Here is a 12,207-nt window from a genome sequence, read left to right as displayed (position 1 = left end):
CCGTACAGAACTGGAGAGTTCGGCATGGACAGACGGAGCTTCAACCGGCGACTGCTGGCGGGGAGCGCGGTCGCGGCGACGGGTGTGACATCGTTGTCACTAGCTTCGGCCCCGAGCGCGACCGGCGCCGTGTCGGCGGCTGGCGCACCGAAGACTGCCCCGGCCGGCGGCCAGATACGCCATCTCAAGCTGTACGCGGAGAAGTTGCCGGACGGTCAGATGGGCTACGGCCTGGAGAAGGGCAAGGCGTCGATCCCGGGTCCGCTGATCGAACTGGTCGAAGGCGACACCCTGCACATCGAGTTCGAGAACGCGATGGACGTGCCGGTGAGCCTGCACGCCCACGGCGTGGACTACGACATCGCCAACGACGGCACCAAGCTGAGCAAGAGCCATGTCGAACCCGGCGCCACCCGCACGTACACCTGGCGCACCCACACTCCGGGCAAACGTGCGGACGGCACCTGGCGCGCGGGCAGCGCGGGCTACTGGCACTACCACGACCATGTGGTGGGCACGGACCACGGCACGGGAGGCATCCGCAAGGGCCTCTACGGCCCGGTGGTGGTCCGCAGGAAGGGTGACATCCTCCCGGACAAGCAGTTCACCATCGTCTTCAACGACATGACGATCAACAACAAGCCGGCGAACGCGAGCCCCAATTTTCAGGCCACGGTGGGGGATCGCGTCGAGATCGTCATGATCACGCACGGCGAGTACTACCACACGTTCCATATGCACGGTCACCGCTGGGCGGACAACAGGACGGGCCTGCTGGACGGCCCGGCCGACGTCAGCCGCGTGATCGACAACAAGATCACGGGCCCGGCGGACTCGTTCGGCTTCCAGATCATCGCGGGCGAGCACGTGGGGGCGGGGGCCTGGATGTACCACTGCCACGTCCAGAGCCACTCGGACATGGGGATGGCGGGGCTGTTCCTGGTGGCGAAGCCGGACGGGACGATTCCGGGGTATGAGCCGCACCATCCGGAGGGTTCGGCGGCGGGCGTGAAGTCAGACGCCGGGGCGGGTGGGCACGGCCATTAGCTCTGTCCGGGCGATCATGCGACACATGATCGCCCGAACCGAACCTAGTCGGCCTGTAGTTGCTGGAGGAGGCCAAGCCGGTCGATGACGGCGTGCCGTTCGCTTATGCGGTCGCCCACGAAGCGGAACAGGGCGAAGGCCTCCATACTCACCTGCCGTCCGGTGGCGGGCACGCCCATCAACTCGCCGCTGTGGGTCGCCCGCATGCATCAGCGCACCATGACCCGGACGTCCTCGGCCACCATGTCCAGGATCTCGAAGCTCGGATCGGCGTGGGTGGCATGCACCTCGCGGATGGCGTCCTTGAAGCCCTGCGGTCCGATGACGTTCTGGTGCCGGCCTTCGCTGGTGACGAAGGCCGGAGTGAACAGCTCGTCGGCCAGATCGAGGTCGCCGCCTTCGAGTGCCTTGTAGAGCCGTCGACCAGCGACCTAGTCCAGCGGCGCCCCCCGCGTAGAGCTGCTCCGTCGCGTCCTCGATGTATGGCCAAGAAACTGTGCGAACGATCGTGCTAATGTCTTCGACATCATAGGCCGATCAAGGAGAACCGGGTATGCACCCCATGGCTCCGCTGCTTCGTACCGCCCTCAACGCGACCTCTCATGTCGCGCCCCGCCTGGCCGGGCGCATGGCATTCGCGGTCTTCGCCCGCCCCCTCGGGCGCAGCCGGCCGCGATCGTCCGAGCGTGAACTGCTCTCCAAGGCGCGCACCGGCCGGCTGGCCGTCAACGGCAAGAGCGTCGTCACCTATTCATGGGGAGACGGCGACCGCCCCGTATTGCTGGTTCACGGCTGGTCGTCACGAGGCTCCCGGCTCAGCGACTTCATCACCGCGCTGCGCGACAAGGGCTACAGCCCCGTCACCTTCGACGCGCCGGGGCACGGGGATTCCGAGGGCCGTGCCACCACGATCCTCGAATACCGCGAGATCATCCAGCAGTTGCACGCACGACACGGCGACTTCGAGGCCGTCGTCGCCCACTCCTTCGGGGTCCTCGCGGCATTCTTCGCGCTGCGCGACGATGTGACGGCACGCCGGATCGTGGGGATCGGCGGCGTCGGCGAATTCGACTTTGTCCTCGACGGGTTCTGCGACGGCCTCGGGCTCCGCGACAGGGTGAAGGACGAACTGCGCGGCCGCATAGAGGGCTTGCTGTTCCCGGGCGAGCCCGGGATATGGCGGCGCTTCAGTGCCAACTACCGGCCCGAGGAGGTGGGCGTTCCCGTCCTGCTCTTCCACGACGAGGTCGACGACATGGTGCCGTCGGCACAGTCGCAGGTCATCGCGGCTGCTCACGGGGAGCGCGCCCGGCTTGTCACTACCCGGGGCCTTGGGCACCGCCGGATACTCAATGACCCCCAAGTCGTGGCCGAGGCCGTGGACTTCGCGGTGTCGGGTCGTGGCGAGGCGGCCGTGGTCCACGAGGGGCGGACGTAGAACCCGCACGCTGTGGCCGTTGCGCCGCGCGCCGTGTGAGTCCGCCGGGCTTGTGCGTGGTCGGCGGGCTTGTGTGTGGTCGGCGGTCAGCTGCTCCGGAGCTGCTGCGGCACCTCCGCCGGGTCGGTCGCAGCGGCCCGCAGGCGGCTCAGGATGCCGCGCCCGGCCTTGTCGTACGCCGAGTCGTCGTCATGCAGCACCGACTCGGCGTTGGCGGCCTCCATCAGCGCGATGATCTCGAACGCGAGCTGCGGAACGTCGAGTTCCGCGTCGAGGCCGCCGGTGAGCCGCGCCTCCTCGATGGTCCGCTCCACATAGCGCACCCAGTCCGCCCGGGCCTGGGCGATCGCGTCGTGCACCGGACCGCTGCGGGCGTCGAATTCCGCGGTGACGGCGTGGAAGAAACAGCCGCCGGTGAAGACGCGGCTCGCGGAGTAGTCAAGCCAGTGCCTGCACAGCGCCCCTACTCGGGCGGCCCCGGGCGGCAGCTCGCGGGTCGGCCGTACGACATGGTCGACGTACACGTCTACCGCCGCCCGTACCGTCGCCAGCTGGAGCTCCTCCTTGGAGCCGAAGAGGGCGAAGACGCCGCTCTTGCTGAGCTTCAGCTCGGTAGCGATACGGCCGAGGGAAAGCCCCTCCAGGCCCTCCGCGGAGGCGATGTTCGTCGTGCGCTCGAGGACCAGCCGCCGGGTCTGGTTGCCGCGCTCGACGCGTCCGTCCGTGCGTGTGCTGCCGCTGCTCATGCCCGCCATGGTACTGAACGCACGATCGTGCGGATATCCACTGCTCGGCTGCTCCCGAGAGTCGGGGTCGGGAAGCCGGCATGTGCGGAGGGTGGTCGCGTAATGGAACATCCGGCTTCTGCGGTGTACGGGGACGTGTCATCGCGTACTGGGGCGTACTGGGTGCGGTCGTCAGGGTTCAGTAGCAGACTCAGCACGACAGGGCCGCGGGATCACCTCGAAGGAGCGCACCATGCTCACCACCCGTTTTGTCACAGGCACCCCGAACTGGCTCGACCTCGGCACGCCCGACATCGAGGCGGCGAACGCCTTCTACGGCGGCCTGTTCGGCTGGACCTTCCAGTCTGCGGGCCCCGAGGCCGGCGGCTACGGCATGTACCAGCTGGACGGCAAGACCGTCGCGGGCGGCATGACGGTCAGCCCCGAGCAGGGCGGCCCGGGCTGGACCCTCTACTTCCAGTCGCCCGACGCCGACGCCACGGCCAAGGCGGTCGAGCAGGGCGGTGGCGCGGTGCTGTTCGAGCCGATGGACGTCTTCGACATGGGCCGCATGGCGGTCTTCACCGACCCGGCGGGCGCGGGCTTCGCGACATGGCAGCCGGGTCAGATCAAGGGCCTGGATGTCGTCAACGACCCCAACACGCTGTGCTGGGCGGAGCTGTACACCGACGACCCGGGCGCGGGTCTCAACTTCTACAACGGAATCTTCGGCTGGGAGACGTCCACGATGCCCTTGCCGGACGGTACGGGCTCGTACACGATGGTCAACCCGGCGGGCGCGGGCGCGGAGGCGATGTTCGGCGGCATCGTCCCACTGGCCGCGGACCCGGTGGAGACGGACGGTCCCTACTGGCTGCCGTACTTCGAGGTCGAGGACTGCGACGCGTCGGTGGCCAAGGCGCAGCAGCTGGGCGGCAAGGTCAGGATGGCTCCGGTCGACATGGAGGGCGTGGGCCGCTTCGCCAAACTGGCGGACCCGGCGGGCGCGCGCTTCGCGGTGATGCAGGGAGTGCAGACGGAGGGCTGATGCGGGGGCGGTGGCCGAAAACCATGGGGTCGTTGATGCTTCATTGACCCGGCGTTTATCGGTACGGGGGAACGTGTCCCGCATGCCGATCAACACCACCACTGACCAAGAACTCTCCTGGCAGGAGACCGCGCTGTGCGCCCAGGCGGGCCCGGAATTCTTCTTCCCGGCCCCTGGCTCGTCGACGCGAGAGGCGAAGCAGCTGTGCGGGGCGTGCGAGGGGCGAGTGGCGTGCCTGGAGTACGCGCTGGCTCATGACGAGAGGTTCGGGGTGTGGGGCGGGCTGTCGGAGAAGGAGCGGTACCGCCTCAAGCAGGCGCAGAACTGAGCCCGGCGGAGGCGGCGGACCTCGGCCCGCCCGCCTCGTCCCGCCGCCGCGTTGCGCACCCTCGATCTCGTACAGACCGGACTCGCCCCGGCCGGTCTCGCGGTGCTCGCCCAAGCGCTGCTGATCGCGTTCGGTGTGTTGGCGAACTCCTAGGCGTCCGCAGCCCAGTTGAGCGGCCGAGGCGCGCTGCCGCTCGTCGACGCCCTGCGCCGCGCACCGTACGGTCGGTTGGCCGGCCTCCGGGACCCCGCCACGAACGCGGCCATCCCCCTCGTCCTCGCCATCGCCGCGCTCACGCTGCGCCTGGCGACGACCTGACCGCCCGCCGTGACGACTCAGCAGGCAGAATCCCTCCATGGCTCACACTCCCCTGCACCAGGCGGACCGCCTGCTGGACGCGCTCGATCCCCTTCCGTACCCGCTGCGCATGAGTGAACTCGCCGCGAAAGCAAGAGAGATGGACCCGGCGGAGCTGCGACCGCTGGTGGCCGAGCTCGATGAGCGCGGCCCCTATGAGCGTGGTGTCGCCGTCGTCGCGGCCGCCGTGGGCGGGGACGCCGAGTGGGTCGGAGCCCGGCTCGCGGACCCGGACTCGTTCGTCCGCGGCCAGGCCCTGCGTGTGGCCACGGGCCTCGGCGTGCCCGACGACGCCTTCGTCGCCGCTCTCCACGACGCCCCCGCCGCCGTACGCAGGCAGCTGCTGCACGCGATAGTCGCCGCGCGCCGCTCCGCGCTCGCCGACCGCGTCATCGACGGGATCAGGGAGACCTGGGGCGACGTCGAGGCGGCGCGGCTGCTGCCGGGGTGCGGGGCCGGGACCGTCGCGCGGCTGCTGCCCGCCCTGTTCCATGCCGTACGCGGCTGGACGGGGCTCGGCACCCGCCATCCCGGCGTTCTCCTCGACACCGCGGAACGTGAACTGTCCGCGCTCCCCGAGGCGCTGCGCGACGGCTGGTGGCAGCGGTACGCCGATGCCGTCGCCGCCGTCACCACTGCCGACCCGCTGCGCGTCCTCGATCTGCTCGTACGGCACGGACCCGCGGCCCTGCCCGTCCGGCTGCGCCCGAGCATCCCGGCGCTGACCAGGGCCGACCCCGCGCGCGTAGTCCGCATGCTGCTCGTCCCCGAGGGCCACGCCATCCGCCGCGGCACATCGCTGCGTCCGGCCGTCCTGCGGCACCTGGCACGCCACGCACCGCAGGATCTGCTCGTCGAGTTGGGCCAGGTCATGGCAGCCCACTACGACGAGTACGCCCGGCTCGTCAAAGCCCACCCGCCGGCCCGCCGCGGAGCCTTCCACGAGGCCGTGCTCGCGGAGCGCGGGTCCGAGGCGGGCACTGTGAACGCCGAGCTTCTCGACGTACTGCCGCGCAGTTATGTGGCGGGGGAGGCGCGCCGGACGGCGGACCGGGCCAAGGAGCGTGGAGCGGGCTGGAGTTCGGTGCTGCTCGCCGAGTCCTATCTGCCCGTCGCGCAGGCGCGCGAGCAGCTCGTGGCGGCCACGCAGCGTGCGTCGGCGGAGGATCGTGCCGAGGCCTGGCCGCTGCTGATCCGCAACGCCGGGCGCTCCGGTGACCCCGATGCCGTCACCGCCGTACTGCACGAGATGTCTCGGCTGTGCAATGAGCAGGACCCGGTGCGTTCGGCCGCGATGCACGCGCTCGCCGCCACCCCGCCCGCACTCTTCACCGAGGACGCGGAGCCGCACCTCGATCGCGTTGCCACCGACGCCGTGGCAGCCCGCGACTCCTCCCCGGACACCCGCCAGGCGCTGAGCCGCCTCGCCATCGCCGTGCTGCGCGAGCATGCCGCAACCGGCCGGCGGCAGTTGGTGAACTGGGCGCTGCGCACCCTCGTACGAATCTCGGGAAGCACCGGCGGCGCCGATCTCGGCCGGCTGGACCGCACCCTGCGCCGCGGCCAGGAGCACGCGGTCTTCGAGGCGCTGCGCCCCTGGATCGAGGCGGGCGCGGAGAAGGCCGACTTCAGCCTCGCCTTCGCGCTCGCCCGCGCGGTGGGCCGGCGCGCGGCCGGAATGCCGGAGTTGCAGGATCTGCTCTGGCAGGCCGTCCGGTTCGGCGACAACTCCACCGCACAGACCGCAGTTGGGCTCTGGCTCGAACCGCCTGGTGGACGTGACCAGCGAGTGGAGAGGCTTGTCAACCACGAGCCCTCGGCCGCCGCACTCCCCGCTGTCGTACGGGTGTTGAGCACGCGCCGCACCGATCTGCTCGACCGGCTGCTGGGTGACACCCCGCCGTACGGGCGATTCCTGACCAGGGGCACCCACTGGACCGTGCCGGTGGGCGTCGATGTCCGGCGCTGGACCGCACGTCAACAGCGTGCAGCCGCACGCCAGTTGGAGCGCGCGGCGTACGACGAATCGCTTCCGCTGTACGCGCGTGCGTCCGCTCTCATGTCCGCCGCGCGGATCCCGGACGTGGGCGCCGACGTGGCGCGCCGCTGGACAGGGTCGCAGGATGTGGTGCTCGCGGAGGCGGCCATCGCCGCACTGGCGTGGACCGACCGGCCCGCCGAGGTGCTGTCCGAACTGCTCGCGCACGCGGGCGGCGACCGGGCGCGCGTCGCCGTGTACGCGGCCACCCGCGCCTCCCGGTACGCAAGGCCGTCACTGCTCGGCGCGCTGCTGAGCGGCGTACTGGCGCCCGGCACCACCAAGGTGACCAGCCGAAAGGAGGCCGTACGGCTGGCGGCCACCCGGCTGCCGTTGCCCGAGGCGGCCGGAGTGCTGGCCGACGCGTACGCCGTGCGGGACCAGCACCGGGATGTGCGGGCCGCGTGTGTGGCCTTCTCCGCCCCGCTGCTCGGCGACGAACGGACCTGGCAGCTGCTGAAAGAAGCGGCGGCCGGCGACACGGTGCTGCGTACCGCCGTGCTCCGGGTGCTGCCGATGGATCTGCCGGAGCCGGACCGGCCCCGCTACGCCCGCCTGGTCCGGGAGGTGTGCGACACCGAGGACACGGAGCTCGCCGCGCTCGCGTACGAGGCGGTCGCGCGCTGGGTGCCCTGGTCGCCCGATGCCTCGGCCGTCCTGGTGGCTGCGGTCACCCGGCTGGACGCGCGGCAGTCCTGGCACGCCGCCGCGGACGGGCTCGCCTCCGCCGCGCCTTCCGGCCCGGAAGCAGGCCGTGCCGTGGAGCGCGCGCTCCAGGCGCTGGTAACGGCCGATACGGCGGCCGCGGACGAGGCGTACGACGCGTACGACGTGGACGACGCGGGGACGGACCGGGACCGGCCCGCCCGCCGCCGTGTCGAATACCTCGTGACGAGGCTCTCCCGGGAGACCGTGTCGCGGCCCGGCGCGCTGCGTCCGGTACTGACGGCTGCCGCGGAGCTGCTGGCGCGCCACGACGCCTTCGTCCCGCAGGCCGCGGCCCTGCTGGTGGAATCCCTTGACCTGAACGCGGAACCGGCAGAGCTGCACGCTGCTTTCGGCCGACTGGTCAGCCTCCATGAGGGCCGCCCCGCACTCGCCGTGCGCACCGCCGGCGTGCTGGAGAAGCGGATCGGCGGCAGGCAGATGCCCGGCGACACCGGGACGCTGCTCGCCGCCGCCAGGCAGCTCGCCGATGCCGGCGGCCACACGGAAGGCCTCCTCGCCGTCACGGTCGTCTCGGCCGCCGGCTCACGCACCTCCTGGACCGAGCCGTGGCGGGTACAGCTGCGGAAGCTGCGCCGCCATGTGGACGCGGACGTGCGCGATGCGGCCCTGGGCAGGGTGACGGCGTACGAATGACCCGAGCGGCCGTGGGAGCGGCCGGGACGGTCAGCCTGCCGCCCGCGCCGCCATCCGTGCCTTGCGCGCCGCGAGCTTCTCGTCGAACTTGCTCGCCTCGGAGTCCAGCCCGCCCATGTACAGGCCGAGCTCCTCCTGCGCCTTCAGGCCCTCCGGGCCGAGACCGTCGATGTCCAGGACCTTGAGGAAGCGCAGCACCGGCTGGAGCACGTCGTCGTGGTGGATCCGCATGTTGTAGATCTCGCCGATCGCCATCTGCGCGGCGGCCCGCTCGAAGCCCGGCATGCCGTGTCCCGGCATGCGGAAGTTGACCACCACGTCACGCACGGCCTGCATCGTCAGGTCGGGGGCGATCTCGAAGGCCGCGCCCAGCAGATTCCGGTAGAAGACCATGTGCAGGTTCTCGTCGGTCGCGATCCGCGCCAGCATCCGGTCACAGACCGGGTCGCCCGACTGGTGGCCGGTGTTGCGGTGCGATACGCGCGTGGCGAGCTCCTGGAAGGCGACGTACGCCACCGAGTGCAGCATCGAGTGGCGGTTGTCGGACTCGAAGCCCTCCGCCATGTGCGCCATCCGGAACTCTTCCAGCTTGTCCGGGTCGACAGCGCGCGAGGTGAGCAGGTAGTCGCGCATCACGATGCCGTGCCGGCCCTCCTCCGCCGTCCAGCGGTGCACCCAGGTGCCCCAGGCGCCGTCGCGGCCGAAGAGGCTCGCGATCTCGTGGTGGTAGCTGGGGAGGTTGTCCTCGGTCAGCAGGTTCACGACCAGCGCGATCTTGCCGAGGTCGGTGACCTTGGACTGCTCGGGCTCCCAGGCCTGGCCGTCCTCGAAGAAGCCGGGGAAGTTGCGGCCGTCGCTGAACGGGACGTACTCGTGCGGCATCCAGTCCTTGGCGACCTTGAGATGGCGGTTGAGTTCCTTCTCCACCACCTCTTCCAGCGCGAACAGCAGTCGGGCGTCTGTCCACGCTTCCGAACTGCCGAGGTGGGGAGAGGTGATCGTCACGGGTGCTCCTGGGGACGGGAGAGTTACTTACGGATTCGTAGGTTACGACACCGTAGGTTAAAGCCGCAGTAAGCCGTGGGCCAAGCCCGCATGACGGATGTCCGGTTACGTTCTGTTATGCGTACAGGTCACGAAGGCGTACGGAGAGGCAGGTCACGCAGCCTTCCAGCTTCTCGAACTCACTGATGTCCACCGGCACGGGCTGGTAGCCGAGATCCGTGAACAGCTCCGCCGTCTTCGGCGCGCTTGCCGCCATCAGCAGCTTCCCGCCGCCGAGCAGCACCACATGCGCGCCTGACTCCTCGGGCACCGGGAGGTGGCGGGGGAAGACGGACGGGATGTCTACCAGCGGCGGGTAGCCGATGACGGTGGAGTCCGGCAGGGCGGTCACGGCCGACTTCAGGTGCAGCACCTTGCTCACGGGCACGGCCACGACGCGGGCGCCGAGCGGTTCGAAGGCGGCGCGCAGCTGCTGCACCCCCGCCGCGTTCGTCCGGCCGCCGCGGCCCACATAGATCGTGTCGCCGATCTTGAGGACGTCACCGCCGTCGAGGGTGCCCGGCTCCCACACCCAGTTCACCGAGCAGCCGAGACGGGCGAGGGTCTCCTCGACGGCCGTCGTCTCCGGCCTGCGGGACTCGGCGCCCGGGCGGGCGATCAGCGCGACATTGCGGAACATCACCACGGTGTCCTCGATGAAGACGCTGTCCGGGCAGTCGTCGGCCGGCTCCGTCTCGACGGTCTGCCAGCCGTGCTCTCGCAGGGTCTCGGCGTACGTCTCCCACTGCTGGAGCGCCAGATCGACGTCGACCGGGGAGCGCTCGATATGGGTGACCAGGCCCTCGGCGAGGCGCGGGCCGGGGCGGCGGATCAGGGCTTTCCTGCTGGGCACGGGGGGTTCTCCAGGGGGTATACGGTCCGGTCGGCCCATCATGACCCGCCGCCCCGGGGCGATGGAATCCCCGGCGCGAGGCGCGTGGTCACGCCCTCGGCAGCTCACCCTCCCGTACCTCGTCCGCAGTGATGTCACGGAGTTCGCCGTCCAGCAGCAGCCAGCGCGTGATGCCGATCGACTCCAGGAACGGCACATCGTGACTCACCACGATCAGCGCCCCCTCGTACGACTCCAGTGCCGCCGTCAGCTTCCGCACACTGGCCATGTCCAGATTGTTCGTCGGCTCGTCGAGCATCAGCAGCTGCGGCGCCGGCTCGGCGAGCAGCAGTGCGGCGAGCGCCGCGCGGAACCGCTCCCCGCCCGACAGCGTCCCGGCGAGCTGGTCGGCGCGCGCGCCCCGGAACAGGAAGCGCGCGAGCCGCGCCCTGATCCGGTTGTTGGTGGCGTCCGGCGCGAACCGCGCCACGTTCTCCACCACGCTCAGCCCGTCGTCCAGCACATCGAGCCGCTGCGGCAGAAAGCGCAGCGGGACCTCGGCCACCGCCTCTCCGGCGTCCGGCGCCAGCTCGCCGGTGATCGTGCGCAGCAGAGTCGTCTTGCCCGCTCCATTGCGGCCGACCAGCGCGATCCGCTCGGGGCCGCGGACCTCGAACTCTCCCTTCACCTCGGCTCCGTAGCGCAGCCGCAGCCCACTCAGCCGCAGTACGCCCCGGCCCGGATGGACCTTGGTGTACGGCAGCTCGATACGGATCTCGTCGTCGTCCCGGACCGCGTCCACGGCCTCGTCGAGCCGCTCCTTCGCCTCGGTGAGCTTCTCCGTGTGCATGATGCGGTGCTTGCCCGCCGACTCCTGGGCCGCGCGTTTGCGCGCACCCATGACGATCTTCGGCTCACGCTTGGAGTCCCACATCTTCTGTCCGTACCGCTTGCGACGGGCCAACTTGATCTGGGCGTCGGCCAGTTCACGCTTCTGCCGCTGTACGTCGGCCTCGGCGACGCGCACCATGCGCTCCGCGGCCTCCTGTTCGACGGCGAGCGCCTCCTCGTACGCGGAGAAGTTGCCGCCGTACCACGTGACCTCCCCGTCGCGCAGATCGGCGATCTGGTCGACCAGCTTGAGCAGTTCACGGTCGTGGCTGACCACGACCATCACGCCGGACCAGGCGGCGACCGCTTCGTACAGCCGTCTGCGCGCGTACAGATCGAGATTGTTGGTCGGCTCGTCGAGCAGCAGCACATCCGGCCTGGCCAGCAGCAGAGCGGCCAGCCGCAGCAGGACGCCCTCGCCGCCCGACACCTCGCCGATGGTGCGGTCGAGGCCGACATGGCCGAGCCCGAGCTGGTCGAGGGTGGCGCGCGCCCGCTCCTCGACGTCCCAGTCGTCGCCGACCCCCGTGAAGTGCTCCTCGCTCGGATCGCCCGCTTCGATGGCGTGCAGCGCGGCGCGCGTCGCGGCGATGCCCAGCACTTGGTCGACCCGCAGCGCGGTGTCGAGCACCAGGTTCTGCGGCAGGTAGCCGACCTCGCCCGCGGTGCGGACCGTTCCGTCCGTCGGCGTCAGATCACCGGCGATCAGCCTCAACAGCGTTGATTTTCCTGATCCGTTGAGTCCGGTAAGGCCGGTTCTGCCGGGGCCGACCGCCAGTTGGAAGTCGTCGAGTACCCCGGTGCCGTCCGGCCAGGCGAAGGTGAGGGAGGAGCAGGTGATGTGAGTGGGGGCAGTAGACATACGGGTCTCCCGGTTGCGTGGAAAAGGGCATGGGCAACGGGTGGAGACACCGCGGCGCGGGCGACGGCCGCCGGGACAAAGAGGGAAAGGGCCCGGTCGGGGAGGACGGCTCGAATGCCGAGGACGGCTCGAACGCCGAGGTCGCACGCGAAGCGCACAGCATGGTTGAAGAAGCTGTGACGCACGGTGTCTCAGGACCTCAGACGAGCAACGTCCTACTCCAATCGACGACAAC

The 12,207-nt window shown here is 70.3% G+C and carries 9 protein-coding genes and 1 pseudogene; 5 read left to right on the top strand and 5 right to left on the bottom strand.

From position 1 onward, the window contains the following. The first annotated feature begins 24 nt into the window (after positions 1 to 24). The gene (locus QFZ67_RS05790) at positions 25 to 1,047 is read left to right on the top strand and encodes a multicopper oxidase domain-containing protein (protein WP_307660010.1); all 1,023 of its coding nucleotides are present in this window, start codon (positions 25 to 27) and stop codon (positions 1,045 to 1,047) included. A gap of 44 nt (positions 1,048 to 1,091) precedes the next feature. Here QFZ67_RS05790 and QFZ67_RS05785 read toward each other — a convergent pair. Further along, positions 1,092 to 1,457: pseudogene (locus QFZ67_RS05785) on the bottom strand (ester cyclase); the annotation flags it as partial. Between the two features lie 143 nt (positions 1,458 to 1,600). Between QFZ67_RS05785 and QFZ67_RS05780 the strand changes: the two are divergent. Beyond that, positions 1,601 to 2,485 (top strand): alpha/beta hydrolase, encoded by an 885-nt coding sequence (locus tag QFZ67_RS05780; protein ID WP_307660009.1) that lies wholly within the window; start codon positions 1,601 to 1,603, stop codon positions 2,483 to 2,485. Positions 2,486 to 2,571: 86 nt separating this feature from the next. Here QFZ67_RS05780 and QFZ67_RS05775 read toward each other — a convergent pair whose 3' ends face one another. Continuing rightward, the gene (locus QFZ67_RS05775) at positions 2,572 to 3,231 is read right to left on the bottom strand and encodes a TetR/AcrR family transcriptional regulator (protein WP_307660008.1); all 660 of its coding nucleotides are present in this window, start codon (positions 3,229 to 3,231) and stop codon (positions 2,572 to 2,574) included. A 232-nt stretch (positions 3,232 to 3,463) separates the two neighbouring features. Between QFZ67_RS05775 and QFZ67_RS05770 the strand changes: the two genes are divergently transcribed. The 3 genes from QFZ67_RS05770 to QFZ67_RS05760 all read left to right on the top strand — a co-directional run bounded on the left by QFZ67_RS05770 (position 3,464) and on the right by QFZ67_RS05760 (position 8,343). Next, positions 3,464 to 4,258 carry a VOC family protein gene (locus QFZ67_RS05770; protein ID WP_307660007.1) on the top strand — a complete coding sequence of 265 codons (795 nt, stop codon included), beginning with the start codon at positions 3,464 to 3,466 and terminating at the stop codon, positions 4,256 to 4,258. 82 nt (positions 4,259 to 4,340) lie between these two features. Beyond that, entirely contained in the window at positions 4,341 to 4,586 is a 246-nt protein-coding gene (locus QFZ67_RS05765; protein WP_307660006.1) for a WhiB family transcriptional regulator, read from the top strand. 355 nt (positions 4,587 to 4,941) lie between these two features. Further along, positions 4,942 to 8,343: a hypothetical protein gene (locus QFZ67_RS05760; RefSeq protein ID WP_307660005.1), complete on the top strand. Its 3,402-nt coding sequence runs from the start codon at positions 4,942 to 4,944 to the stop codon at positions 8,341 to 8,343. Positions 8,344 to 8,373: 30 nt separating this feature from the next. Here QFZ67_RS05760 and QFZ67_RS05755 read toward each other — a convergent pair whose 3' ends face one another. From QFZ67_RS05755 to QFZ67_RS05745, 3 genes are all read right to left on the bottom strand, one after another. After that, positions 8,374 to 9,348 (bottom strand): acyl-ACP desaturase, encoded by a 975-nt coding sequence (locus tag QFZ67_RS05755; RefSeq protein WP_307660004.1) that lies wholly within the window; start codon positions 9,346 to 9,348, stop codon positions 8,374 to 8,376. A 115-nt stretch (positions 9,349 to 9,463) separates the two neighbouring features. Beyond that, positions 9,464 to 10,240, bottom strand: coding sequence for a dimethylargininase (gene ddaH, locus QFZ67_RS05750; RefSeq protein WP_307660003.1), 777 nt, complete (start codon positions 10,238 to 10,240; stop codon positions 9,464 to 9,466). 88 nt (positions 10,241 to 10,328) lie between these two features. Next, positions 10,329 to 11,972: an ABC-F family ATP-binding cassette domain-containing protein gene (locus QFZ67_RS05745; protein WP_307660002.1), complete on the bottom strand. Its 1,644-nt coding sequence runs from the start codon at positions 11,970 to 11,972 to the stop codon at positions 10,329 to 10,331. Between the last annotated feature and the right edge of the window lie 235 nt (positions 11,973 to 12,207).

It is taken from the genome of Streptomyces sp. V1I1 (assembly GCF_030817355.1).
Taxonomy (GTDB): Bacteria; Actinomycetota; Actinomycetes; order Streptomycetales; family Streptomycetaceae; genus Streptomyces.
Note: the sequence above shows the minus strand (reverse complement) of the source record. Positions and strands in the feature narration are given on the sequence as shown.